General features: G+C 71.0%; 19 protein-coding genes. 11 read left to right on the top strand and 8 right to left on the bottom strand.

Going from position 1 to position 24772, the window contains the following annotated elements; genetic code table 11:
- Positions 1-83: 83 nt before the first annotated feature.
- Together ACFT4A_RS04885 and ACFT4A_RS04880 are read left to right on the top strand one after the other, a co-directional pair.
- Positions 84-1955, top strand: a complete 1872-nt coding sequence (locus tag ACFT4A_RS04885) for an exo-alpha-sialidase (protein WP_382826018.1) — start codon at positions 84-86, stop codon at positions 1953-1955.
- An 11-nt stretch (positions 1956-1966) separates the two neighbouring features.
- A complete protein-coding gene (locus tag ACFT4A_RS04880; protein ID WP_382826016.1) occupies positions 1967-3205 on the top strand; it encodes a DUF4185 domain-containing protein in 1239 nt (412 codons plus the stop codon).
- Here ACFT4A_RS04880 and ACFT4A_RS04875 read toward each other — a convergent pair.
- Positions 3141-4154 carry a bile acid:sodium symporter family protein gene (locus tag ACFT4A_RS04875; protein WP_382826607.1) on the bottom strand — a complete coding sequence of 338 codons (1014 nt, stop codon included), beginning with the start codon at positions 4152-4154 and terminating at the stop codon, positions 3141-3143. The two genes, ACFT4A_RS04880 and ACFT4A_RS04875, sit on opposite strands and share 65 nt — an antisense overlap.
- Positions 4155-4324: 170 nt before the next feature.
- Between ACFT4A_RS04875 and ACFT4A_RS04870 the strand changes: the two genes are divergently transcribed.
- From ACFT4A_RS04870 to ACFT4A_RS04860, 3 genes are all read left to right on the top strand, one after another.
- The gene (locus tag ACFT4A_RS04870; protein ID WP_382826015.1) at positions 4325-5203 is read left to right on the top strand and encodes a LysR substrate-binding domain-containing protein; all 879 of its coding nucleotides are present in this window, start codon (positions 4325-4327) and stop codon (positions 5201-5203) included.
- Between the two features lie 244 nt (positions 5204-5447).
- Entirely contained in the window at positions 5448-7274 is a 1827-nt protein-coding gene (locus ACFT4A_RS04865) for an AMP-dependent synthetase/ligase (protein ID WP_382826013.1), read from the top strand.
- A 160-nt stretch (positions 7275-7434) separates the two neighbouring features.
- Positions 7435-8226: an aldo/keto reductase gene (locus ACFT4A_RS04860; RefSeq protein WP_382826605.1), complete on the top strand. Its 792-nt coding sequence runs from the start codon at positions 7435-7437 to the stop codon at positions 8224-8226.
- Positions 8227-8307: 81 nt separating this feature from the next.
- Here the strand turns inward: ACFT4A_RS04860 and ACFT4A_RS04855 are convergent, their stop codons facing one another.
- Both ACFT4A_RS04855 and ACFT4A_RS04850 read right to left on the bottom strand, forming a co-directional pair.
- Complete coding sequence (locus tag ACFT4A_RS04855) at positions 8308-9216, bottom strand: class I SAM-dependent methyltransferase (protein ID WP_382826011.1); 909 nt, start codon at positions 9214-9216, stop codon at positions 8308-8310.
- A 137-nt stretch (positions 9217-9353) separates the two neighbouring features.
- A complete protein-coding gene (locus ACFT4A_RS04850) occupies positions 9354-11075 on the bottom strand; it encodes a glycoside hydrolase family 6 protein (RefSeq protein WP_382826010.1) in 1722 nt (573 codons plus the stop codon).
- Between the two features lie 407 nt (positions 11076-11482).
- Here ACFT4A_RS04850 and ACFT4A_RS04845 point away from each other — a divergent pair, with 407 nt between their 5' ends.
- Positions 11483-14401: a glycoside hydrolase family 48 protein gene (locus ACFT4A_RS04845; protein WP_382826008.1), complete on the top strand. Its 2919-nt coding sequence runs from the start codon at positions 11483-11485 to the stop codon at positions 14399-14401.
- Positions 14402-14552: 151 nt separating this feature from the next.
- Positions 14553-17207 (top strand): cellulose binding domain-containing protein, encoded by a 2655-nt coding sequence (locus ACFT4A_RS04840; RefSeq protein ID WP_382826007.1) that lies wholly within the window; start codon positions 14553-14555, stop codon positions 17205-17207.
- A 60-nt stretch (positions 17208-17267) separates the two neighbouring features.
- On the opposite strand, the gene ACFT4A_RS04835 is transcribed toward ACFT4A_RS04840, so the two are convergent.
- Together ACFT4A_RS04835 and ACFT4A_RS04830 are read right to left on the bottom strand one after the other, a co-directional pair.
- A complete protein-coding gene (locus tag ACFT4A_RS04835; protein WP_382826006.1) occupies positions 17268-19178 on the bottom strand; it encodes a rhamnogalacturonan lyase in 1911 nt (636 codons plus the stop codon).
- A gap of 38 nt (positions 19179-19216) precedes the next feature.
- On the bottom strand, positions 19217-20185 hold the full coding sequence (locus ACFT4A_RS04830) for a helix-turn-helix transcriptional regulator (RefSeq protein ID WP_382826004.1): 969 nt from the start codon (positions 20183-20185) through the stop codon (positions 19217-19219).
- Positions 20186-20224: 39 nt separating this feature from the next.
- On the opposite strand from ACFT4A_RS04830, the gene ACFT4A_RS04825 reads away from it, so the two are divergent.
- Both ACFT4A_RS04825 and ACFT4A_RS04820 read left to right on the top strand, forming a co-directional pair.
- Positions 20225-20704 (top strand): hypothetical protein, encoded by a 480-nt coding sequence (locus ACFT4A_RS04825; protein WP_382826002.1) that lies wholly within the window; start codon positions 20225-20227, stop codon positions 20702-20704.
- The gene (locus tag ACFT4A_RS04820; protein ID WP_382826001.1) at positions 20701-21213 is read left to right on the top strand and encodes a hypothetical protein; all 513 of its coding nucleotides are present in this window, start codon (positions 20701-20703) and stop codon (positions 21211-21213) included. The genes ACFT4A_RS04825 and ACFT4A_RS04820 overlap by 4 nt, the downstream gene beginning before the upstream one ends.
- Here ACFT4A_RS04820 and ACFT4A_RS04815 read toward each other — a convergent pair.
- Entirely contained in the window at positions 21182-21940 is a 759-nt protein-coding gene (locus tag ACFT4A_RS04815) for a class I SAM-dependent methyltransferase (RefSeq protein WP_382825999.1), read from the bottom strand. The two genes, ACFT4A_RS04820 and ACFT4A_RS04815, sit on opposite strands and share 32 nt — an antisense overlap.
- Before the next feature lie 4 nt (positions 21941-21944).
- On the bottom strand, positions 21945-22250 hold the full coding sequence (locus tag ACFT4A_RS04810) for a 4a-hydroxytetrahydrobiopterin dehydratase (protein ID WP_382825998.1): 306 nt from the start codon (positions 22248-22250) through the stop codon (positions 21945-21947).
- 127 nt (positions 22251-22377) lie between these two features.
- Here ACFT4A_RS04810 and ACFT4A_RS04805 point away from each other — a divergent pair, with 127 nt between their 5' ends.
- Positions 22378-23193: a helix-turn-helix domain-containing protein gene (locus ACFT4A_RS04805; protein ID WP_382825996.1), complete on the top strand. Its 816-nt coding sequence runs from the start codon at positions 22378-22380 to the stop codon at positions 23191-23193.
- On the opposite strand, the gene ACFT4A_RS04800 is transcribed toward ACFT4A_RS04805, so the two are convergent.
- A complete protein-coding gene (locus ACFT4A_RS04800; RefSeq protein ID WP_382825994.1) occupies positions 23175-23600 on the bottom strand; it encodes a hypothetical protein in 426 nt (141 codons plus the stop codon). The genes ACFT4A_RS04805 and ACFT4A_RS04800 overlap by 19 nt on opposite strands.
- A gap of 238 nt (positions 23601-23838) precedes the next feature.
- Here ACFT4A_RS04800 and ACFT4A_RS04795 point away from each other — a divergent pair, with 238 nt between their 5' ends.
- Complete coding sequence (locus tag ACFT4A_RS04795) at positions 23839-24702, top strand: helix-turn-helix domain-containing protein (protein WP_382825993.1); 864 nt, start codon at positions 23839-23841, stop codon at positions 24700-24702.
- The last annotated feature ends 70 nt before the right edge of the window (positions 24703-24772 follow it).

The raw sequence follows: 24772 nt of genomic DNA, 5'->3' as shown, positions 1-24772 counted from the left end.
CGGTTGTCCGCATCAGCCGCCCGGATGTCCGTTCCCATGGCTCGGTGGTCCAGCCGACAGACGCATGAAGGGCAGGTCGCACCATGCCGTCAAGTCTTCGCGCACGTCTGAGATCCACCCTGACAGCCGTTCTCGCCGCCGCCGCGCTGCTCGCGCCGGCCCTCCCCGCCCAGGCCCGACCGGCCACAGTCTTACCGGAGTTCGAACAGCAGGTCCTCTTCAAGGCCTCCCAGGATCCCGGCTACGCCTGCTTCCGCATCCCGGCGATCGTGCGGACCACGGCCGGCACGCTGCTCGCCTTCGCCGAGGGCCGCGTCCTCAACTGCGGTGACGCGGCCGACATCGACCTCGTCCTCAAGCGCTCCACCGACGGCGGCCGCACCTGGGGACCGCTCCAGGTCGTCACCGAGGGCGCCGGCGACACACACGGCAACCCGGCGCCCCTCGTGGACCGCAGGACCGGCCGGATCCTGCTGGCCGAGACGTACAACACCGGTCGTACGGACGCCGGGAACTGCACCGTCCCCTGCGACCGCACCCCGCATCTGCAGTACAGCGACGACGACGGCAGGACCTGGTCGAAGCCGCGCGACCTGAGCGACCAGATCCTGCCCGCGCACTGGAACTCCTGGTACGCCACCGGGCCCGTGCACGGCATCCAGCTCACCCGCGGCAAGCACGCCGGGCGGCTCGTGTTCGGCGTCAACACCGAGACCTGGGACGGCGGCCGGGTCACCGCGAACCACGCCGCGCTCATCGTCAGCGACGACGGCGGCGACCACTGGCGGGTCGGCGCCACGGACTCCTGGCCCATAGCCCAGGACGGCACGTTCCGCCAGAAGCCGTCCGAGGTGACGCTCACAGAACGCGCCGACGGCGCCGTCCTCGTCAGCGGCCGGGAACAGGACGGCACCGACCCGGGCCACCGCTCCCAGACCCTCAGCCGGGACGGCGGCGACAGCTTCGCCACGCCCTTCCGCGACCTCCCGGACCTCTACACCCCGCAGGTCCAGGGCGCGACCGTACGCCTGGGCGACCGGCTGCTGCTGTCCGCTCCGGCCGACCCCGACCGCCGTCGGACGATGATGGTCCGCTCCTCCTGGGACGGCGGGCGCACCTGGGACACCGTGGACCGGGGCACGGTCGTCACCACCGACTGGTCCGGCTACTCCGACATGGCGGCGGTCGACGGCACGACGGTGGGCCTGCTGTACGAAGGCGGCGCGGTCGACGCCCGCGACGAGATCCGCTTCGCCCGCTTCACCGAGGACTGGCTGAAACCGCGCCGGGGCCCCGACCCGACCACCCGCGACGCCGCCTCGGCCATGACGCCCGCGGCCGTGCTCGGCGGTGCCGCCCGGACCACCGGCGTGCGCGGCGGCGCCCTGTCCTTCGACGGCACCGACGACGCCGTACGGCTGCCGTACCGGTCCCGGCTCCCGCTCGGCGAAGGCGACTTCACCGCATCGCTGTTCTTCCGCTACACGGCCACGACCGGCGAACAGCCCTTCCTGTGGATGGGCGGCATCGGCAGCACCCAGCCGCAGATCTGGCTGCGCGGGGAACCGGCGAGCAATCGGGTCCGGGGGCTCGTCACCACCCGGTCGGGCGCGAGCACCGTCAGATCGGCCTCGGTGTGGACCGACGGCGCCCACAACGACGGACGCTGGCACCATCTGGCGCTGCGCAGGGGCGGCGGGAAGCTGACGCTCCTCCTCGACGGTGCGCCGCTCACCACCACGGACGTGCCGGGCTCGGTCAGCCGCAACTCCCCGTTCGGCGTGCACATCGGCCAGCGGATGGACAGCAGGGCGTTCCTCAGCGGGGCCGTCGACGACGTCCGCGTATGGAACCGGGCGCTGTCCGACGAGGAGTTGGCGTCCGGTGCCGCGGGAGCGGACGCCGAGGGCACCGTCCTGTGGCTGCCCATGGACCAGGTGAGCGGCAGCAACTAACGTCACGGAGCGTGCCCGAAGACGCAGACGCAGCACGAGCACGACAGCGCACCGGAACCGGGATCGGCCTGCTGCTGGTCCTGGTTCTCGGTGCCGCCCTGCTCTTCGCCCTGCCGGAGGACGAGAGTCCGGACGACGACGGCGTCTGCCGGGCACGGACGGTGGACTCCTGGCAGGCGGACGACGGCCTCACCGCCGAGTTCGCCCGCTACGGCGACGACGCGAGCCGCAGCGACGACTGGACCGGCGGCGACGGCACCCACTCGCTCCGGCTGCCGGACGGCCGGGTGCTGTGGCTGTTCTCGGACACCTTCCTGGGCCGGGTGTACGGTCCGCCCAACCCGGCCGGCGAGTCCTACGCCTGGCGGGACACGGCCGAGCCGCTGGTGCGCAACTCGGCCGTGCTGATGCGTGACGGCAGGCTCGAAACGACCCTGCCCGCCCCGCTGTTCGCCGACCCGGCGCCGAACCAGTGGCGCTGGCCGGTCGCCGCCCGCGTCGAACCCCGCTCCCCCGGCTCCTCCGAACAGGTCGTCCGGGTGCTGCTGTGGGTGCGCACGGCGGGGCAGGCCCCGTGGATCTACGGCGTGCCCACCGCGACCGAGGTCGCCACCCTGTCGCTGCCCGCTCTGCGCCTGGAGTCGATCGTCAAGGTGCTCGACCAGCAGCTGGTCCCCGACCCGTCCCGGCGGGTGCTGTTCGGCACGACACTGGTCGAGGAGGACGGCTGGACGTACGTCTTCGGCGGCGACGACGGACAGGCCGCCTCCCGCCCGGCCTCGCACGCGTACGTGGCCCGCGTACGGGAGGGCAGGCTCGGGGATCCGGCGGCCTGGCGGTACTGGAACGGCTCGGCGTGGACGGCAGCCGCCCGCCCCCGGCCGGTGCTCGGGGACGGGCAGCGCAAGGGCGTCGGCAGCGCGTTCTCGGTCGTCCGGGACGGCGGCACCTACGTGCTGTTCACGATGGCCACCGGCACGAAGGGCCTGACCACCGTGGCCTCGTACTGGGCGTGCTCCCCGGCCGGGCCCTGGCACGGGCCGGCGAAGGAGTTCAGTCCGTCGCTGCCGCAGGGCCAGGTGGCCGCCTACAATCCGCAGGCCCATCCGGTGCTGAGCGGCGACGGACGGCTCGTGCTGAGCTACGACGTCAACTGGCTGGAGACGACCGGCGCGGCGGCCCAGCTCAGCCGGAACGTGTCCCTGTACCGACCGCGGTTCGTGTCTCTGCGGCTGGCTCCGGCGCGGTGACCTCCGCGCTGGGGTCGTGCGAGCGGCGCTTGGCGATCACCGCGCACACCATCAGCTGCATCTGGTGGAAGAGCATCAGCGGCAGCACGGCCAGCGAGGCGTGCGCGCCGAACAGGACGCTCGCCATGGGCAGTCCGGAGGCCAGGGACTTCTTCGAGCCGGCGAACTGCAGGGTGATCCGGTCCTCCCGGCTGAAGCCGAGCCCCTTGCCGCCGTACCAGGTCAGCAGCAGCATCACGGCGAGGAGCACGGCCTCGACGCCGAGCAGCGCACCCAGCCGGGCGGGGCTGATCTGGTGCCAGATGCCCTGCACCATGCCCTGGCTGAACGCGGTGTAGACGACGAGCAGGATCGAGCCGCGGTCCACGAGCCCGAGGACCTTCTTGTGGCGGGTGACGAAGCCGCCGATCCAGCGGCGCAGCAGCTGTCCGGCGAGGAACGGCACGAGCAGTTGCAGCACGATCTTCAGCAGCGAGTCCGCGGAGAACCCGCCGCCGCTGCCGCCGAGCAGCGAGGCCGCGAGCAGCGGGGTGGCGACGATGCCGATGAGGGAGGAGAAGGAGCCCGCGCAGATCGCGGCGGGCACGTTGCCGCGGGCCATCGAGGTGAAGGCGATCGACGACTGGACGGTCGAGGGGACGAGCGTGAGGAAGAGCAGGCCCTGGTAGAGCGGGTCCGTGAGGATCACCGGCACCAGCCCGCGGGCCGCGAGGCCGAGCAGCGGGAAGGCGACGAAGGTGGCGGCCAGGACCGTGAGGTGGAGCCGCCAGTGCCGCATGCCGTCCAGCGCCTCACGGGTGGAGAGCCGGGCTCCGTAGAGGAAGAACAGGAAGGCGATCGCCGCCGTGGAGGCCCCGGACGCCACATCGGCGACCGACCCGCGGGCCGGGAAGAGCGCGGCCACTCCCACGGTCGCCAGCAGGAGAAGGATGAACGGGTCGATCGGCATCCGGCGCGGCCGGCGCAGGCGTTTCACGGTGCTCCACTTGCTCGGTACGTACAGGCGGTACAAGGGCCGGGGAGGCCCCCTCCCATCCTGCTCCCCGGTCCGGCGATCGGGAATCCCGTATACCGCTCTTACTGCCATCGCGTTTCGCGATAAGCGATAGCCTGAGGGTCATGTACGAGCCCTCCCATCTGCGCACCTTCCTGTCGGTGGCGCAGACGCTGAGCTTCACGCAGGCCGCGCGGCGGCTCGGGCTGCGGCAGTCGACGGTCAGCCAGCACGTGCGGCGGCTGGAGGACGCCACCGGGCGGACGCTGTTCACCCGGGACACGCACTCGGTGGAGCTGACGGAGGACGGCGAGGCCATGCTCGGTTTCGCGCGCCGGATCCTGGAGGTGCACGAGCAGGCGACGGCGTTCTTCACGGGCACCCGGCTGCGCGGCCGGCTGCGCTTCGGCGCCTCCGAGGACTTCGTGCTGACCCGGCTGCCCGAGATCCTCGAGGGCTTCCGGCACGAACACCCGGAGGTCGACCTGGAGCTCACGGTCGAACTGTCGGGCACGCTGCACGAGCAGCTGGCGGCCGGGAAGCTGGACCTGGTCCTGGCCAAGCGGCGCCCCGAGGACCCGCACGGCGAGCTGGTCCGGCACGACAGGCTGGTGTGGATCGGCGCGGAACGCCTCCGGCTCGACCCGGACCGCCCGGTGCCGCTGATCGTCTACCCGCCGCCGGGCATCACCCGCGCGCTCGCCCTGGAGGCACTGGAGCGGCAGGGCCGCGAGTGGCGTGTGGTGTGCACGAGCGGCAGCCTCAACGGCCTCGTCGCGGCGGCCCGCGCGGGCCTCGGCGTGATGGCCCACTCCCGCGGCCTCATCCCGCCGGGCCTGGTCCGGGTCCCGGACCGGGCGGGCCTGCCGGAGCTGGGCCAGGTCGACTTCGTGGTGGTCCACGGCCGGCGCCGCCCCTCCGCGCAGGGCGCGGCGGACGCCCTGGCCGCGGCGATCCTGGCGGGCGGGGACCGGCTGCACCGCAGTGCGCCGAAGGCCCTGTGAGGCGTGCGCCGGGCCGTGGCAGGGTCGTACAGATTCGGTGGAGATTACGGCACCGAAACTTACTCAACCGTCAGTAATCTGTCCGACCCTTCCCTGTCTGAGCGCATTTTCCCGCGTTGACCAGCGCGAACCAGAGCATCGCTCGGCTTCGCGCCCCTCCCGCACCCCTGGCCGGGTGGGGTAGCTTTCACGGCGCTGTGCGGAGCGTCACTCAACAGAAGCGCTGAGGAGCGGGGAGCGGGGTTTGCGCGAGTTCACCAACCCTCCGTTGGCGTTGGCACCTCCGGTGGGCGGCCTGGCCGACGTGGTCTTCCAGCATGCCCAGGAAGACCCGCTGTACATCACCCTGGGCCGCAAGGACGACACGGGGTACTGGCGGGATGTCACCGCCGCCGAGTTCCGCGACGAGGTGCTCGCCCTGGCCAAGGGACTGCTGGCGAGCGGCATCCGGTTCGGCGACCGCGTCGCGATCATGTCCCGTACGCGCTACGAGTGGACGCTCTTCGACTACGCGCTGTGGACGATCGGCGCCCAGGTCGTGCCCGTCTACCCGACGTCCTCGGCCGAGCAGTGTTTCTGGATGCTGTACGACGCCGAGGTGTCGGCCGCGATCGTGGAGCACGAGGACCACGCGATGACGATCGCCACCGTCATCGACCGGCTGCCGCAGCTGCGCCGCCTGTGGCAGCTCGACTCGGGTGCCGTGCACGAGCTGTACGACGCCGGCGCGCACCTCGACGACGAGGTGGTGCACCGCCACCGGCAGGCCGTCACGCCCGACTCGGTCGCCACGATCATCTACACCTCGGGCACGACCGGGCGCCCCAAGGGCTGTGTCATCACGCACGGCAACTTCGCGTACGAGGCGGACACCGTCATCGAGCGCTGGGAGCCGGTGTTCCACTCCAAGCGGGGCGACGAGGCCGCCACCCTGCTGTTCCTGCCGCTCGCGCACGTCTTCGGGCGAATGGTCCAGGTCGCGGCGATCCGCGGCAGGGTGAAATTCGGCCATCAGCCCCAGCTGAACGCGGCGGCCCTGCTGCCCGATCTGGCCGCGTTCAAGCCGACGTTCTTCCTGGCCGTGCCGTACATCTTCGAGAAGGTGTTCAACGCGTCCCGCCGCAAGGCCGAGAAGGAGGGCCGCTCCGGCCCGTTCGAGAAGGCCGTGGACATCGCGATCAAGTACGCGGACGCCGTCGAGGCCAAGGCCTGGGGCATCGGCCCCGGCCCCTCGGCGGGGCTGCGCATGCAGCACCAGCTGTTCGACAAGCTCGTCTACTCCAAGATCCGGGCCGCGATGGGCGGCCGGATCCGGCACGCCATGTCGGGCGGCTCGGCGATGGACCGACGGCTCGGTCTGTTCTGGGCCGGGGCGGGCGTGCACATCTACGAGGGCTACGGGCTGACCGAGTCCACGGCCGCCGCGACCGCCAACCCGCCCGGCCGCACCCGGTTCGGCACGGTCGGCCAGCCCATCCCCGGCATGACCGTGCACCTCGCGGACGACGGCGAGATCTGGCTGCACGGCCAGAACGTCTTCCAGGGCTACCTCAACAACCCCAAGGCCACGGACGAGACCCTGCACGACGGCTGGCTGGCCACCGGCGACCTCGGCTCGCTCGACGAGGACGGCTACCTCACCATCACCGGCCGCAAGAAGGAGATCCTGGTCACATCGGGCGGCAAGAGCGTTTCGCCCGGTGTGCTGGAGGAACGCGTCCGTGACCATCCGCTGGTCAACCAGTGCATCCTCGTCGGCAACGACCGCCCCTACATCGCCGCCCTCGTCACCCTCGACCAGGAGGCCGTGGAGCACTGGCTGACGATGCGGAACAAGCCGCAGCTGTCCGCGGCGGAGCTGGTGCGGGACGCGGACCTGGAGACGGAGGTGCGACGCGCGGTGGTCGCGGCGAACACCCTGGTCTCGCAGGCCGAGTCGATCCGCACCTTCCGCATCCTGGCCCAGCCGTTCACCGAGGAACACGGGCTGCTGACCCCGTCGCTGAAGCTGAAGCGCAAGGCGATCGAAAAGGCGTACGAGAACGAGGTCGAGGCCCTCTACCGGGCATGAACCGCCTGTTGACGGATGGTGTGCCACCCGTCTGAATTCTCCCGTCAGGAATGCATCACGGCTCGTGATCGTTGACGATGGGAGTACACATGACCACAAACCTAAGGATCGAGAGCTCGTGAGCAAGGTCCCCCAGATCACCCTGAACAACGGCATCGAGATGCCCCAGCTGGGGTTCGGCGTCTGGCAGGTGCCGGACGACGAGGCCGAGTCGGCCGTCGCGACGGCGCTGGAGGCCGGGTACCGCAGCATCGACACAGCGGCGATCTACGGCAACGAGGAGGGCACCGGCAAGGCCATCGCCGCCGCCGGCCTCCCCCGCGAGGAGCTCTTCGTCACCACCAAGCTCTGGAACGCCGACCAGGGCTACGACTCCACGCTGCGCGCCTTCGACACGTCGCTGGAGAAGCTCGGCCTGGACTTCGTCGACCTGTACCTGATCCACTGGCCGCTGCCGGCCAAGGGCACGTACGTCGACACGTACAAGGCGTTCGAGAAGCTGCACGCCGACGGCCGGATCCGGGCCATCGGTGTCTCCAACTTCCTGCCCGAGCACCTGGAGCGGCTGATCGGCGAGACGTCGGTCGTCCCGGCCGTGAACCAGATCGAGCTGCACCCCCACCTGCAGCAGAGCGCCGCCCGTGAGTACCACGCGGCGCAGGGCATCGCCACGGAGGCCTGGTCGCCGCTCGGCCAGGGCAAGGGCCTGCTGGAGGTTCCGGCGGTCGTGGCCATCGCGCAGAAGCACAACCGCACGCCGGCCCAGGTCGTGCTCCGCTGGCACATCCAGCTGGGCAACGTGGTGATCCCGAAGTCCGTGACGCCGTCGCGGATCAAGGAGAACATCGAGGTCTTCGACTTCGAGCTGGACACCGAGGACTTGGCGGCCATCAGCGCCCTCAACGAGGACCGCCGCATCGGCCCGGACCCGGCGACGTTCGACGGAGCCTGAGCCTCCGCTCGGCCCTACGATTGCCCGCAGCTGGTCACTCGGCTGCGGGCAGTCGTGTTCCTCGGGGCGGTACGGCCCTGCTCAGACCGCCCGAACCGCCGTGTGCACCGTGTGCGCCTCCAGCACGAACACATCCGACCGCCGGTACAGACTCGCCTCGTCGTCGGGGTCGAGAAGCCGGTCGAGGGTGGCGAGGTCGTCCGCGTCGAAGCCCTCGGGAATCCGCTCCCGCAGATGGGACAGGGACCCGACGACATACTCACGGGCCCGGTCCGAGGCGGGTGCGGGCAGGTCCAGCAGGAAGGTGTGCGTCCTGGCGGGCTTCAGCCCCGCCGACGCCAGCAGGGCCGGCCAGTCCTCCGTTTCGGCGACATAGCCCGGCAGCTCCGTGCGCATCCGCGTGAACCACTCCGCCTCCAGCGCGTCGAGCCGCGCCTGGAGCCCGGGCCGGCCGATACCGAGGTCGCGCGGCAGATACCGGGCGGGCAGGCCGCCCTCCATCAGGGCCAGCGTGCCGCCGGGCGCCAGCCGGGCCGCGAACGCGGCGAGCGCGGCCCGCTGGTCGCCGAGGTGGTGCAGGCTGCGGCTCGCCCAGAGCAGGTCGGCCGGGTAGTCCAACTCGTCGAGCACGCCGGGGAGTTCACCGGCGATCGTGGAGAAGCGGTCGGCGACGCCCAGCCGCTCGGCGCGTGCCCGCGCCCGCTCCAGCAGCGGCTCGGAGCCGTCCACCGCGACGATCCGCGCGCCCGGGAACGTCTCGGCGAACAGACACGACACCACGCCCGGGCCGCTGCCCGCGTCGACGATCAGGCCCGGCTCGGTCACCTCGTGCGCCAGCCAGCCCATGGCCCGCTCGTACAGGGAAGCGAACAGCTCCGCCTGGGACTCCAGCCTCGGAGCCATCGCGGCCCAGTCGAGGTGCGTGTGGTCGTGACGGTCGTGGTCGTGACGGTCGTGGTCGTGACGGTCGTGGTCGTGGTCGTGCGCCATGGTGGTCAGCCTCTCCCTCGGATGCCGCCAGACTGCGCCGACGCACCGGGGGAAGGCCACCGCTGTTGCCGCTCCCGCAAAAATGATCCGCCGGGGCCGAAGCCCCGGCGGACCCGTGGGGACGGGGTGTCAGCCGGTCAGGGCAGCGGCGGGTACGCGTTCTGCATCAGCTGCCGGAACTGGGCGGAGAACCAGTGCCCGGACAGCGGCGCGTCCGCGAGGGAACCGGACAGGTTGTTGCCGTTGCGCGGGTTGCCCGTGTAGGTCGGGTCGCACATCCGGTCGAAGCCCTTGCCCTCGTCGTTGGCGATCTCCTTGCTCGCCCCGTCGGACTCGCCCGGCGGCTTCATCCACACATAGGCGTCGATCCCCGCGGCGGGACTGGCCTGGGGCCGCTCGCCGAGGCCGGCTCCGGACTGGTTGCACCAGTTGCCGACGTGGATGCGGCGGTCGTAGCGGCCGCCGTTGACGTAGGTGTCGACGGAGGTCTGCGCACCGGGTCCGCTGGGCCGGGCCGAGCCGCCCCAGCCGTTGCGGGAGGTGTCGATCAGCATGCCGATGGAGGACGGGAAGCCCGCCGAGACCAGTTGGTTGCGGAAGCCCTGGGCGAAGGACTGCTCGTCCGTGTAGCGGTTCCAGTCGACCCACTTCGACTCGCGGACGGACTTGCCGGCCACGTTGTCGTTGATGGTGAAGTTGTTCTCCTTCAGGGCGCTGTAGTTGGCCGTGTTGGTGATGAAGCCGTGGACGTCGTTGACCGTGGCGCCCTCGGCGGTCGCCGCCTCCTTGAACAGGGTCGCGGAGGCACCGAAGTTGTCGTCCCAGCCGATCCAGCCGTGATGCCCGGCGTCGACGTAGTTGTAGACGTTCGCCACGTCGCCGAGCTTGTTCAGCGCGTAGCCGACGCCCTTGACGTAGTTGCCGTTGGCCTTCATCACGTCGCACTGCGGGGTGGCCGTCGGGCGGCTGCCGGTGTTGGTGACGAGGTTCGGCAGCGAGTCGATCTCGACCGTGGTGACGATCCGCAGCGAGGCGTACTTCGAGTCGGCGAGGATCGTCTTGATCGGGTCGATGTACTGCGTCTTGTACTTGTCGATCTCCGTCGGGCCGAGCTCGCCGTTGGAGGCGAGGGCGGCGCAGTCACGGCCGGGCAGGTTGTAGATGACGAGCTGGACGACGAGTTCGCCGGAGCCCTTCTGGCGCAGCGCCTCGTCGAGGTGGGCGCGCAGGCCCATACCGCCGTTGGCGCCGTTGATCGCCGCGATCCGGTCCAGCCAGACACCCGTCGGCTGGCTGGAGACACGGCTGCCGCCCGGCTCGGCGGCGGCCTTGGCCGACCACTCCGGGTTCACGTACACCTTGGCGCCGGCATAGGGGTTGTCGACCCGGTTGGACGGGCCGCCCGGGCCCGGCGGGTCGGTCGGCCCCGGGGTGCCGCCGTCGTCGACGTTGCAGGTGACGCCGTCGAGAGTGAACGTGCCCGGGATCGCGTTGCTGCCGCTGTAGCTGCCCTGGAAGCCGAAGCTGACCGAAGCGCCGGTCCCGAGCTGGGCGTTGTAGCTCTCGTTGGCCGCGGTGACGGCGGCACCGCTCTGGCTCAGCTTGGCGTTCCAGCCGCTGGTGACCTTCTGGTTGCCGGCGTAGGACCACTTCAGCGACCACGACGACTTGGCGGCGCTGTTGTTGGTGATGGTCACGGCGGCGGTGAAGCCGGTGCTCCACTGGTTCTGGATCTTGTAGTCGACGGTGCAGGGGACGGCGGCGATGTCGGCGCCGCCCGGGTCGACGGCGAACGCCGTGCCGGTCGCTCCGGCGACCAGGGCCATGGCGGCCAGTAACGCTGTTCTCGTACGGCTCATGAGTGCGGGTTTCCCTTTCGCTGGTGAGGGTGTCAGCTGTTCAGGGCGCGCTCCGACAAGGACATGAGGAACTGAGGAACCCGGCATGGCACTCGCGCAGACGGGGACCACCGCGCTGGGGGCGGCTCAAAGTACTGAACGCGAGGGGTGTCGCATGAGCGACTCCTTGCAGGCCGGGCACGCCGTGACGGACGCGTCGACTGATGGAATCGCTCCCACTGGTGTCAAGGAAGGTAGCGCCAAGTGTCTGCAAAGAACAGGGGAGTCGCTGACTTTCGCTCAACCCGGGGCGTCGAATCTTTTCGACTCTTCAACCCCTTGACCGATACCACACCCGTCCTCACTATGGGAGCGCTCCCACTGGTTCAAGCCTTGACTTCTCCGAGCCGCAAGGAGGAACCAGCACCATGCATCCCCCACCCCGGAGACGCGGAGCGGTGCGGCGCGTGTGGATCGCCGCCGTCGCAGCTCTCGCGCTTCCGTTGACGATGCTCTCCTCAGGGTCGACTCCCGCGCAGGCGGCCGCACTTCAGTGCAGTGTCGATTACAAGACGAACGACTGGGGCTCCGGCTTCACCGCGGATCTGACCCTCACCAACCGCGGCACGGACGCCATCGACGGCTGGACGCTGACCTACGCCTACTCCGGCAACCAGAAGCTGGGGAACGGCTGGAACGGCACCTGGTCGCAGTCCGGCCAGAACGTCACCGTCAAGAACGCCCCCCACAACGCGCGGGTCGCCGCGGGCGCCGCCGTCTCGACCGGCGCCCAGTTCACCTACAGCGGCTCCAACGCCGCTCCGACGTCCTTCTCGGTCAACGGCACCGCCTGCACCGGCGCGCACCAGCCGCCGATCGCCGTGCTGACCAGCCCGTCCGCCGGCGCCGTCTACACCCAGGGCCAGGCGGTCCCGCTGGCGGCCACGGCGGCCGCCGCGGACAACGCCACGATCAGCAAGGTGGAGTTCTACGACGACACCAGGCTGCTGGGAACCGACACGAGCGCGCCCTACGCTCTTTCGGTCTCCGACTTGACCGTGGGCAGTCATTCCCTGGTGGCGAAGGCGTACGACAGCACGGGCGCCTCCGCGAACTCCACCCCGGTCGGCATCACGGTCTCCTCCGGTCCGACCGTCGTCGCCTCGCCGCTGCAACTGGGCGTCCAGTCGGGCAAGTCGGGCACCTACGAGGTGAAGCTGTCCAAGCAGCCGGCGTCCAACGTGACGGTGGCGTCGGCTCGCGCGAGCGGCAACTCGGGCCTGTCGGTCACGGGCGGCGCCTCGCTCACCTTCACCCCGCAGAACTGGAACACGGCACAGAAGGTGACCGTCACCGCCGCCAACTCCGGCACCGGTTCGGCCGTCTTCGAGTCGACGGCGACGGGCCATGCCAAGGCCTCGGTCACCGTGACCCAGCTGGCGGCTGCGAAGGTCTACGACGCCCGCTTCCTGGAGCTCTACGGGAAGATCACCAACCCGGCGAACGGCTACTTCTCCCCCGAGGGCATCCCCTACCACTCGGTCGAGACGCTGATCGTCGAGGCGCCGGACCACGGCCACGAGACCACCTCGGAGGCGTACAGCTACCTCCTGTGGCTCCAGGCCATGTACGGCAAGGTGACCGGCGACTGGGCCAAGTTCAACGGCGCGTGGGACCTCATGGAGAAGTACATGATCCCCACCCGCGCCGACCAGCCGACCAACTCCTTCTACAACGCGTCCAAGCCGGCGACCTACGCGCCCGAGCTGGACACCCCGAACGAGTACCCGGCCAAGCTCGACACCGGCGCCTCGGTCGGCCGGGACCCGATCGCGGCCGAGCTGAAGAGCGCGTACGGCACGGACGACGTCTACGGCATGCACTGGCTGCAGGACGTCGACAACGTCTACGGCTACGGCAACTCGCCCGGCAAGTGCGAGGCGGGCCCCTCGGACACCGGCCCGTCGTACATCAACACCTTCCAGCGCGGCTCGCAGGAGTCGGTGTGGGAGACGGTGCCGCAGCCGACCTGTGACGCCTTCAAGTACGGCGGCAAGAACGGCTATCTGGACCTGTTCACCGGTGACGCCTCCTACGCCAAGCAGTGGAAGTTCACCAACGCGCCGGACGCCGACGCCCGGGCCGTGCAGGCCGCCTACTGGGCGGATCTGTGGGCGAAGGAGCAGGGCAAGGGCGGGGACGTCTCCGCGACGGTCGGCAAGGCCGCCAAGATGGGCGACTACCTGCGCTACTCCATGTTCGACAAGTACTTCAAGAAGATCGGCAACTGTGTCGGACCCTCCGCCTGCCCGGCGGGCACCGGCAAGGACGCCTCGCACTACCTGATGTCCTGGTACTACGCCTGGGGCGGCGCCACCGACACCTCGGCCGGCTGGGCCTGGCGCATCGGCTCCAGCCACGCCCACGGCGGCTACCAGAACCCCCTCGCGGCCTACGCGCTCGGCAACTACGCCCCGCTGAAGCCCAAGTCGGCGACGGGCGCGGCCGACTGGTCCAAGTCCATGGAGCGGCAGCTGGAGTTCTACCGCTGGCTGCAGTCGAGCGAGGGTGCCATCGCCGGCGGCGCGACCAACAGCTGGGCGGGCCGGTACGCGACCCCGCCCGCCGGGAAGTCGACGTTCTACGGCATGTACTACGACGAGAAGCCCGTGTACCACGACCCGCCGTCCAACCAGTGGTTCGGCTTCCAGGCGTGGTCCATGGAGCGGGTCGCCGAGCTGTACCAGCAGACGGGGAACGCGCAGGCCAAGACGGTCCTCGACAAGTGGGTCGACTGGGCGCTGTCCAAGACCACGTTCAACCCGGACGGCACGTTCCGGATTCCGTCGACGCTGCAGTGGTCGGGCCAGCCCGACACGTGGAACGCCTCCAGCCCGGGTTCCAACAGCGGACTGCGGGTCACCGTCGCCGACTACACGAACGATGTCGGTGTGGCCGCCTCGTACGCCAAGACCCTGACGTACTACGCCGACCGCTCGGGAGACACGGAGGCCGGCGCGGCGGCGAAGAAGCTGCTGGACGGGATGTGGGACAACCACCAGGACGCGCTCGGGATCGCCGTCCCGGAGAACCGGGCCGACTACAACCGGTTCGACGATCCGGTGTACATCCCCAGTGGCTGGACGGGCACGATGCCGAACGGTGACGCGATCAACTCGTCGTCGACGTTCGACTCGATCCGGTCCTTCTACGAGGACGACCCGGCCTGGTCGAAGATCGAGAGCTATCTGGCGGGCGGTGCGGTTCCGTCGTTCACGTATCACCGGTTCTGGGCTCAGGCGGATATCGCGCTTGCCATGGGCTCGTACGCGGAGCTTCTCGAATAGCCCCCGCCGGGCGCTCCGCCGAGAAGCAGGTGCGTCCGAAGCTCTGCGTACGTGGCCCTGCACCTGACGCGGGGCCACCTCGGCCGGGCGGCTCCACCCGCACGGGAGCCGCCCGGCCCTCGCACGTCCCCCTCACGGAAGGACCCCCACCGTGCGAAGAACCCGCATCCTCACCGCCGTGCTCGCGTTGGCCGCCGGGCTGCTGTCGGGCGCCCCCTCCGCCCTGGCCGCTGATCCGCCCTCGACGAAGCTCGCCGCCGATACCTACACCTGGAAGAACGCCCGGATCGACGGGGGCGGATTCGTCCCCGGGATCGTCTTCAACCGCTCCGAGAAGAACCTCGCCTACGCCCGTACCGACATCGGCGGCGCGTACCGCTGGCAGGAGTCGTCGAAGACCTGGACGCCGTTGCTGGACTCGGTCGGGTGGGACGACTGGGGGCACACGGGTGTCGTCAGCATCGCGTCCGACTCCGTCGATCCGAACCGGGTGTACGCGGCGGTCGGGACGTACACCAACAGCTGGGACCCGAAGAACGGCGCGGTCATGCGGTCATCCGACCGGGGCGCGAGCTGGCAGAAGGCGAATCTGCCGTTCAAGCTGGGCGGGAACATGCCGGGGCGTGGCATGGGCGAGCGGCTGGCGATCGACCCGAACCGCAACAGCGTGCTGTATCTGGGCGCGCCCAGCGGCAAGGGACTGTGGCGGTCGACGGACTCGGGCGCGACGTGGTCGCAGGTGGCGAACTTCCCGAACGTCGGGAACTACGTGCAGGACCCGAGCGACACGTCCGGCTACGCGTCCGACAACCAGGGCATCGTCTGGGTCACCTTCGACGAGTCCACGGGCACCTCGGGCAGCGCCACGAAGACGCTCTACGTCGGGGTCGCCGACGCGGAGAACGCGGTGTACCGCTCGACGGACGCGGGCGCGACCTGGCAGCGGCTGGCCGGACAGCCGACGGGCCAGCTGGCGCACAAGGGCGTCCTGGACGCGAAGAACGGCTACCTGTATGTCTCCTACAGCGACAAGGGCGGCCCGTACGACGGCGGCAAGGGCCGGCTGTGGCGGTACGCGACCGGGACCGGGACCTGGACGAACATCAGCCCGGTGGCGGAGGCCGACACGTTCTACGGCTTCAGCGGGCTGACGGTGGACCGGCAGAAGCCGGGCACGGTCATGGCCACGGCGTACAGCGCCTGGTGGCCGGACACGCAGATCTTCCGTTCCACGGACAGCGGGGCGACCTGGACCAAGGCGTGGGACTACACGTCGTACCCCAACCGTGAGAACCGCTACACCATGGACGTCTCGTCCTCGCCGTGGCTGACGTGGGGCGCGAACCCGGCGCCTCCCGAACAGACCCCGAAGCTGGGCTGGATGACGGAGGCGATGGAGATCGACCCGTTCGACTCCGCTCGCCTGATGTACGGGACGGGCGCGACCATCTACGGCACCGAGAACCTCACGAACTGGGACAGCGGCGGGAAGTTCACCGTCAAGCCGATGGTGCGGGGGCTGGAGGAGACGGCGGTCAACGACCTGGCCTCTCCCCCGTCCGGTGCCCCGCTGCTCAGCGCGCTCGGCGATGTCGGCGGCTTCCGTCACACGGACCTGACCAAGGTGCCGTCGATGATGTTCACGCAGCCGAACTTCACGACGACCACGAGCCTGGACTTCGCCGAGTCGAACCCGAACACGGTCGTCCGGGCCGGCAACCTCGACTCGGGCCCGCACATCGCGTTCTCGACGGACAACGGAGCCAACTGGTTCGCGGGCACCGACCCTTCGGGAGTGAGCGGCGGCGGCACGGTCGCGGCGGCGGCCGACGGCAGCCGGTTCGTATGGAGTCCGCAGGGCGCCGGCGTGCACTACGCGACGGGCTTCGGCACCTCCTGGCAGGCCTCCGGCGGGATCCCGGCCGGGGCGCTCGTCGAGTCGGACCGGGTCGACCCGAAGACCTTCTACGGCTTCAAGTCGGGGAAGTTCTACGTCAGTACGGACGGCGGGGCGACGTTCAAGGAGTCCCCGGCCGGCGGACTGCCGAGCGGCGACAGCGTCCGCTTCAAGGCCCTGCCCGGCGGCAAGGGCGATGTGTGGCTGGCGGGCGGCGCGAGCGACGGGGCGTACGGCCTGTGGCACTCCACGGACGGCGGGGCGAGCTTCACGAAGCTCTCGAACGTCGGGCAGGCCGACACGATCGGCTTCGGCAAGGCGGCGCCCGGTGCCTCCTACCAGACGCTGTACACGAGCGCGAAGATCGGCGGCGTGCGGGGCGTCTTCCGCTCCACGGACAAGGGCGTGAGCTGGACACGCATCAACGACGACGCCCACCAGTGGGGCTGGACGGGTGCGGCCATCACCGGCGACCCGCGGGTCTACGGCCGTGTGTACGTCTCGACGAACGGCCGTGGCGTCGTCTACGGCGACAGTTCCGACGGCGGCAGCACGGACCCGGGTCCTGGCCCCGACCCCACCCCGACGGGCGCCTGCAAGGTGACGTACAAGGTCACCAACCAGTGGTCGGGCGGCTTCCAGGCGGACGTCCAGCTCGCCAACACCGGTACCGGCACATGGAACGGCTGGTCGCTGAGCTGGCCCTTCGCCGACGGGCAGAAGCTGACCCAGGCCTGGAACGCCGAGGCCGCGCAGTCGGGTTCGACGGTGACGGCGAGGAACGTCGGCTGGAACGCGAACGTGGCGGCGGGTTCGTCGGTGAGCTTCGGCTTCACGGCGAACTGGTCCGGGGCGAACACGAAACCGACCGTGTTCAAGCTGGGTGACCAGACCTGCACGGTCGCCTGACGGCCCTGCTGTCGTGACCGGTGGGTGCGTGCTCCCCTGTGGCACGCACCCACCGGGGTCTCACGGGGTGTAGACCGTCGGCCGCGGAGCCGTCGGCATGGCGTTGCCGAGGAAGAAGCTCGGGTGCGGCGGCTGGTTGTAGGCCGTGTTCTGCCAGGCCAGGGCCGTGCGGTATTGCGTGTCGTGGAGCAGGGTCGTGATCCTCGTGTTCGTCTCGTGCGGGGTGGAGTAGACCCGCAGGGCCGTGTTGTCGCTGGTGCGCCAGACCACTTCCTCGCGCCAGTCGCCGAGGAGGTCGCCGGACAGGACGGGAGTGGACTTCGTGCCGTTGTTGGAGGAGACGCCGGATCCGGTCAGCAGGCGGGTGTCGCCCGACGTGCCGTACTTGTCGATGCGGGTGCCGTCGAGGAGTTCGCGCACGGGGTCGCCGTCCCACCAGGACAGGAAGTTCGTGCTCGACGGCTCCCGGCCGAGGGAGGCGCCGGTCGCCGAGCGCAGGGTGGTGTCGGAGGCGGACCAGGCCTCGGCGCCCGCGCTGCCCGCGTAGATGTCGGCGGCGACTCCCCGGCCGTTGTCGGCGCCGGAGGCGGTCTTCCAGAGGATCGCGCCGGTGCGGGCGTCGGCCATCCAGGAGCCGGGCTGGCTGGTGCTCTCCGAGACCTTGAAGTACTCCAGGCCCGCGCGGGAGGGGTTCAGGTCGCCGACATGGCCGGCGTCGCCATGGCCCGTCTTCGTGGTCCAGAGTCCGTTGCCGTTGTCGTCCACGGTCATCGCGCCGTAGACGATCTCGTCCTTGCCGTCCGCGTCGACGTCCGCGACGGACAGGCTGTGGTTGCCCTGGCCGTCGTAGCCCTTCCCGCTGTTGGTGGAGGAGCTGGTGTCGAAGGTCCAGCGGCGGGTGAAGGAGCCGTTCCGCCAGTCCCAGGCGGCGATCACCGTGCGGGTGTAGTAGCCGCGCGCCATGATCAGGGAGGGGCGGGATCCGTCCAGGTACGCCGTGCCCGCGAGGAAGCGGTCGACGCGGTTGCCGTAGGAGTCGCCCCAGGAGGAGACGGTGCCGCGGGCCGGGACGTAGTCGACGCTCTGCATCGCCTTGCCCGTCTGGCCGTTGAACATGGTCAGGAACTCGGGCCCGGCCAGCACATAGCCGCTGGAGTTGCGGTGGTCCGCCGACGAGCTGCCGATCACCGTGCCCGTGCCGTCCCGCGTACCGTCGGCGGTCTTCATGGCGACCTCGGCCTTGCCGTCGCCGTCGTAGTCGTACACCTGGAACTGCGTGTAGTGCGCGCCGGAGCGGATGTTGCGGCCCAGGTCGACACGCCACAGCCGGGTGCCGTCGAGCTTGATGCCGTCGACGACGGTGTTGCCCGTGTAGCCGGACTGGGAGTTGTCCTTGGCGTTGGTGGGCTGCCACTTCAGGACGAGGTCCAGGGCACCGTCGCCGTCGAGGTCGCCGAGGGAGGCGTCGTTGGCGTCGTAGGTGTACGCCACCCCGTCGGGGGTCGTACCGCCGGCGGGCGGCGAGATCGGGATGTCCTTGTAGCCGGTGCGGAACTGGACCGCGTGCACCGAGTCGCCCTGCTCCGTGCCGTTCACGACCGCGCGGACGGTGTAGTCGGCCTGGGCGGGTGCGCCGGAGTGGAAGTAGTTCGTGGAGCCGGTGACCGGCGTGGAGTTGACCTTCGTACCGGCCCGGTAGACGTTGAAGGAGACGTTGTCCGGGTCGGTGCCGAGCCAGCGCCAGCTGACCAGGTTGCCGCTGCCGGTGTGGACGCTGACCACGCCCCGGTCGAGCTTCTCGACCTGCCGGGCGGTGGCGGCCATGGGGGCCCCTCCCGCGCGAGTCAGTTCGAGCGTGGGGGAGGTGTCGCCGGTGGCGAACGTGGTCAGGCCGGCGCCGGCGAGCGCCGCCGTGGCCACGGCCACCGGGAGGAGCACACGGCGTCTGCGGTGTCTGTGGGGGTGCTTCACGTGACGGACCTCCTGGGAGGACGGGCGGGTTCCGCCTCTCAGTCGCCGCCGGGTGCACGGGAGTTGCCGTACCGCTCGGCCAGTTCGGCGACCGTACGGGCGATGCGCGACCGCAGCTCGTCCGGGGCCAGCACCTCGATGCCCGTGCCGAGGCGCAGGAACTCGGCGTGGGCGTGCTCGACGGACTCGATGGGGACCGTGGCACGCGTCCAGCCGTCCTCGTCCGTACGTCCCTCCCGCCGGACCGCCTCCCCCGCCGGGCCGGTGAGCGTCGTCCCCGGGGCCAGTCGCACCACCGCCTCGCCGCGGTGCAGCCGGTCGTGGAAGTCACGCTGGTACGCCGCCCAGTACGCGGCCAGGTCGAAGTCGCCGGGGCGCGTGAACTCCTCGTCGCCGGTGGCGAGTTCGAGGATCTGGTCGACGCGGAAGGTCCGCGGTCCGGGCCCGGCGACGACATACCAGCGGCCCGCCTTCAGCACCAGCCCGTACGGCTCCAGGCGGCGCTCCACATCGGTGGGCTCGCGCCAGCGGCGGTAGCGGACGTGCAGCACCCGTCCGCTCCAGACGGCGTCGGCGACGGCCGGGAGGTACGGGGTGTCGTCGGCGTCCGTGTACCAGCCGGGGGCGTCCAGGTGGAAGCGGCCGCTGATCCGGTCGGCGTGGGTGCGCAGCTCCGGCGGCAGGGCGGCACGCACCTTGAGCTGGGCGGCGGCCAGGACCGAGCCGAGGCCGAGCTGGGCGGCAGCGGCGGGGGCGCCCGCGAGGAAGAGCGCCTCCGCCTCGCCGGTGGTGAGGCCGGTCAGGCGGGTGCGGTAGCCGTCGAGGAGGCGGTAGCCGCCGGCGTGGCCCGCGTCGCCGTACAGCGGGATCCCGGCGGCGCCCAGGGCCTCCACGTCCCGGTACACCGTCCGCACCGACACCTCCAGCTCGTCGGCGAGCTGGGCGGCGGTCATCCGGCCGCGGGTCTGGAGCAACAGCAGGATCGAGACGAGTCGGCTGGACTTCACTGACACAGGATGGCAGTGAAGCGGCCTTAGCGTCCCGCCATGCCCTTCACGGAGAAACACCTGACCGTGCCGCCGCCCGTCGAGGTGGCGGGACGGTGGGTCAAGCGCTACCACGTGACCGCCGACCCGGCGGGCATCGCACCCGAGGTCGAGGAGAGCGCCTACCGCTTCCTGCCCACGCTGCTGCCGAAGCCGGACGGCACTCCCCCGGCGACGTTCGTCGTCCTGCACCGGGGCGGTGACGACGGCGCCTATCTCAACGCCTACAGCTGGGTGTGGGACAACGTCCTGCACTTCGGGGGCGCGGCGGCGGGCCAGCCCGTCCTCGGCTGCCCGGACCACGACCCCACCCACTTCGTCGCGCCCGGCAAGCCGTGGATCGGCTGCGTCTGGGAACTGCCCCCGATCCTGCACGAACGCGACGCCTGGGTGCGCCACATGCTCGCCCCCGACACCCCCGACCTCGACGCCTACCTGGCCGACTCCCTGCCCGACGGAACCACTGGAGACCGCTCATGAGCAGCCCGCACGACTTCGACTTCTTCCACGGCGCCTGGCAGGTCCGGCACCGCAAACTGACCGACTTCCTCGACCCGGACAGCGCCTGGGAGGAGTTCACGGGCACCAGCGACTGCCGGCCGCTGTTCGACGGGACCGCCAACCTCGACGAGATCGACATGCCGCACCTGGGCTCCAAGGGCGCCACCCTGCGGCTGTTCGACCCGGCCACGAAGCTGTGGTCGCTGAACTGGGCCTCCAGCCGCACCGGCACCCTGTTCCCGCCCGTCTTCGGTCGGTTCGAGGGCGACCGCGGCGAGTTCACCGGCAGCGACACCCTCCCCCACTCTCGGCTTCGCTCGAGCGGGGGGACCCCCATCGGCAAGGACGCGCTGGTGCGGTTCGTGTGGTCGGGGGTGCGGGACACCGCCGCCCGCTGGGAGCAGGCCTTCTCCCTGGACGACGGCCGGACCTGGCTGACCAACTGGATCATGGACTTCACCCGGCCGGAGGGTCCGCCGGCTTCCTGAAGGCGCGGAGCGTGAAGACCGGGTCGGGGCGCGGCCGGTCCTGGTCGGGGAGTTCCGCCAGCCGGGTGGCGAAGCCGTCGGCGAGCGGGTCGCCGGGCGGCAGCGTGACGAACCAGCCGCGCCTGAGGTCGGCCACCGTCCGCCGGGGGCTGCGGCCCTGCCCGTGCCCCCGGAAACAGGTCTGCCCGGCCGGGACCAGGCCGTGTCCGGCGGCGCCGGCCACGACGTCCGCCGCTCCGTCCCGGATCGGGCTCGGCGGACGGGAGGACAGGACGACATCGATGTCACTGCCCACGTTGTGGGAGGCGGCCTTGTCGACCGTGGTGACGTAGACCCCGCCGGGCCGCAGCACCCGGGCGCACTCGCCGACGATGGTCCGCACATCGGCGGGCCCCGCGGCCAGGTGCAGCAGCCACACGCTGCTGACGGCGTCGAACTCCCCGTCCCGGAAGGGCAGGCGCCTGCTGTCGGCGAGCACGACCGCGCCGGGCAGCCGGGCGGCGGCCTGCCGGGCCATGGCGAGGGCGAGGTCCACGCCGGTCACCCGCATGCCCTCGCGGGCGGCTGCGAGCCGCCGGGTCACTATGCCGGTGCCGCAGCCGAGGTCGAGCAGGCTGCGCGTGTCCGGCGGTACGAGGCTCAGCACCGCTTCCGCGGCGGCGGCAGCCCTGGGCTCGCCGCCGCGCGAGGCGTCGTACCGCGCCGCTTCCTTGTCGTAGTCGAGCACCCGGTCAGTGTGCCCCGTGCCCGGGGGCCAGGTCCTCCACCCTGCGGGCGAGCTCGATGTCCTTCTCGGTGACGGCGCCGCCCGCGCTGTGGGTGTGGACGGCCAGGGAGACGGTGTTGTAGCCGAGTGTGAGGTCGGAGTGGTGGCCGAGCTCCTCCTGGACCTGGGCGATGTGCACGACCATCGCCGTCGCCGCGAAGTGCGAGCCGAGCCGGTAGGAGCGGGTGAGGCGGTCTCCGTCGAGCGACCAGCCCGGCAGCTCGGCCAGCCGGTCCTCGACCTCCTTCTGCGACAGCGGTTCGACGGGCATGGGCTGCGCTCCTTCCCTTGCGCCGGGGTCCTCGGTGTCCTCTCAGCCTGCCACAGCGGGGCGCCCGAGACCCTGGTCAGAGGCGTGTGCCTGTCCGGCACGACCGGTTCTCGACTACGGTCCCGACATGACCACTCACCCCTCCACGGCCGGCCAGGGCGTGGGTCCGCTGCTGCGGGCCTGGCGGGAGCAGCGCCGGGTGAGCCAGCTGGAGCTGGCCCTGCGCGCGGACTCCTCGGCCCGGCACATCAGCTTCGTCGAGACGGGCCGGTCCCGGCCGAGCGAGGAGATGGTGCTGCGGCTGGCCGAGCATCTGGATGTCCCCGTGCGGGAGCGCAATGCCCTGCTGCTGGCGGCCGGTTACGCCCCGCGCTACCCGGAGACGCCGCTGGACGACCCGGCGCTGGGCGCGCTGCGCGAGGGCATCGAACGGCTGATCGGGGGCTACGAGCCGTATCCGGCGCTGGTGGTGGACGCGCTGTACGACGTGGTGGCGGCCAACCGGGGGATCATGACGCTGGTCGACGGCGTCTGCCCGTCCCTGCTGGAGCCGCCGCTGAACGCGATGCGGCTCGCCCTGCACCCGCGGGGCCTGGCGCCCCGCATCCGCAATCTGCGCGCCTGGCGCGGTCACCTGCTGGAGCAGATGGAGCGGCAGATCGCCCTGCACCGCTCCGAGCCGCTGCGGGAGCTGTACGAGGAGGTGGCGGCGTATCCGGTGCCCGAGGAGGATCCGTGGGCCGGGTCTCAGGAGCCCTCGGAGCCGGTGCCGTACTTCGCGCTGCCGCTGCGGATCGAGCACGAGGGGCGGACGCTGTCGTTCATCTCCTCGATCTCCACGTTCAACACCCCGATGGACGTGACCGTCGCCGAGCTGGCCATCGAGACGCTCCTCCCGGCCGACCCGGCGACGGCCAAGTACCTTCAGTCGCTGCTGTCCTGACGTACCTTCAGTGCCGTGTGCTGGAGGACGGCGAACCCGGCCACGGTCAGCGCCTGGAGCACCGTCCACACGGCGCCCGCCGTGCTCGGCGTGAGCCACAGCGCCAGGGCCACCAGGCTCACGACCGTCCAGGCGAGGTTGGCCTCGACGACGGCCCGCACGCCGAGCGCCGGTGGGTGCCGGCGGGAGGCCAGCAGACCGACACCCGCCGCGTAAGCGGCGAGGAACGCGCCCAGGGCGAGCAGCAGCGTGGAGCCGACCCCGAGGAAGCGTCCGAGGGGGCCGGGGAACACGAGGTAGGCGAGGGCGTTGGCGCCGGTCACCGCGGCGTCCAGGGCCAGGAAGCGGCGCAGCATGGACTGCGGCTCGGAGGTCCGGGCGAGTGCGGCGAGCTGGATCGCAGACATGGGGCATCACCCTCCGTCGGGTCATGGTGCGGCTGGGGACCGGGGCCCGGGCCGGAGTGCGCCGGCCCGGGGCCCGGTGGGTTCACGATCCCGTCCTGACCGCTCCCGGTCGATTACCCGCGGGGTAATGCCCCGGCGACACGTCCTCTCTCGTGATCTCCTCGCCGTCGGCCCTGGGAGACTGCCGTCGGTACATGGCAGACTGATCGCGGGCTTGGGCGCGTTGGGGAGGCGTGGCGTGAGTGAACGGCGGGCCGCACCCACGGTGGGCCAGGTGGTGCTGGGCAAGCGGTTGCAGGAACTGCGCGAGGCGGCGGGCATCGGCCGTGACGAGGCCGCCCGGGTGCTGCGCGTCGCCCCCGCGACGGTCCGGCGGATGGAGACCGCCGACGTCGCGCTGAAGATCCCGTACGTGCAGATCCTGCTGACCGCGTACGGCGTGCCCGAGGACGAGGTGACCGCGTTCGTCGACCTCGCCGAGGAGGCGAACCGGCCGGGCTGGTGGCAGCGGTTCCACGACGTGCTGCCGGAGTGGTTCAGCCTGTACGTGAGCCTGGAGGGCGCCGCCCGGATCATCCGCTCCTACGAGCCGCACTTCGTGCCGGGGCTGTTGCAGACCGAGGGGTACGCGCGTGCGGTGCTGGAGGCCGGGACCATCGCGAACGCGGGGCCCGAGGCGGTGGAGCGGCATGTGTCGCTGCGCATGGAGCGGCAGCGGCTCCTGGAGCGTGAGAACCCGCCGCATCTGTGGGTGATCATGGACGAGACGGTGCTGCGCCGCCCGGTGAGCGTCGACGGCCGGGTGATGCGCGACCAGCTGGACAAGCTGCTGGAGTACGCCGAGCGCGACCGGGTCACGCTCCAGGTCGCCGAGTTCGAGGACGGCCCGCATCCGGGGACGTACGCCCCGTTCTCGCTGTTCCGGTTCGCCGAGCCCGAACTGCCGGACATGGTCTTCACCGAGTATCTGACGGGCGCGCTGTACCTGGACTCCCGCAAGGAGGTCTCCGCGCATCTGGAGGTCCTGGACCACATGACGGCCCGCGCGGGCTCGGCCCAGCGCACGGAGACGCTCCTGCGCGAGTACCGCGAGGGGTTCTGACCCGTACGGGCGCCGTCGGCGGGTGTCCTCCCCGGCCCGCCCCTAGCGTCGGCATCACGCGGCACGCAAG

Source organism: Streptomyces sp. NPDC057099, from assembly GCF_042671245.1.
Taxonomy (GTDB): domain Bacteria; phylum Actinomycetota; class Actinomycetes; order Streptomycetales; family Streptomycetaceae; genus Streptomyces; species Streptomyces purpurascens.
This window is presented reverse-complemented; position numbering and strand designations above follow the sequence as displayed.

Bases quoted from the DNA above. Each gene is read 5' to 3' on its own strand.
- ACFT4A_RS04870 (WP_382826015.1), top strand. From the start codon at position 4,325: ATGTACGAGCCCTCCCATCTGCGCACCTTCCTGTCGGTGGCGCAGACG.
- ACFT4A_RS04810 (WP_382825998.1), bottom strand. From the start codon at position 22,250: ATGCCCGTCGAACCGCTGTCGCAGAAGGAGGTCGAGGACCGGCTGGCC.
- ACFT4A_RS04885 (WP_382826018.1), top strand. From the start codon at position 84: ATGCCGTCAAGTCTTCGCGCACGTCTGAGATCCACCCTGACAGCCGTT.
- ACFT4A_RS04820 (WP_382826001.1), top strand. From the start codon at position 20,701: ATGAGCAGCCCGCACGACTTCGACTTCTTCCACGGCGCCTGGCAGGTC.
- ACFT4A_RS04845 (WP_382826008.1), top strand. From the start codon at position 11,483: ATGCATCCCCCACCCCGGAGACGCGGAGCGGTGCGGCGCGTGTGGATC.
- ACFT4A_RS04805 (WP_382825996.1), top strand. From the start codon at position 22,378: ATGACCACTCACCCCTCCACGGCCGGCCAGGGCGTGGGTCCGCTGCTG.
- ACFT4A_RS04800 (WP_382825994.1), bottom strand. From the start codon at position 23,600: ATGTCTGCGATCCAGCTCGCCGCACTCGCCCGGACCTCCGAGCCGCAG.
- ACFT4A_RS04855 (WP_382826011.1), bottom strand. From the start codon at position 9,216: ATGGCGCACGACCACGACCACGACCGTCACGACCACGACCGTCACGAC.
- ACFT4A_RS04860 (WP_382826605.1), top strand. From the start codon at position 7,435: ATGCCCCAGCTGGGGTTCGGCGTCTGGCAGGTGCCGGACGACGAGGCC.
- ACFT4A_RS04825 (WP_382826002.1), top strand. From the start codon at position 20,225: ATGCCCTTCACGGAGAAACACCTGACCGTGCCGCCGCCCGTCGAGGTG.
- ACFT4A_RS04850 (WP_382826010.1), bottom strand. From the start codon at position 11,075: ATGAGCCGTACGAGAACAGCGTTACTGGCCGCCATGGCCCTGGTCGCC.
- ACFT4A_RS04875 (WP_382826607.1), bottom strand. From the start codon at position 4,154: ATGCCGATCGACCCGTTCATCCTTCTCCTGCTGGCGACCGTGGGAGTG.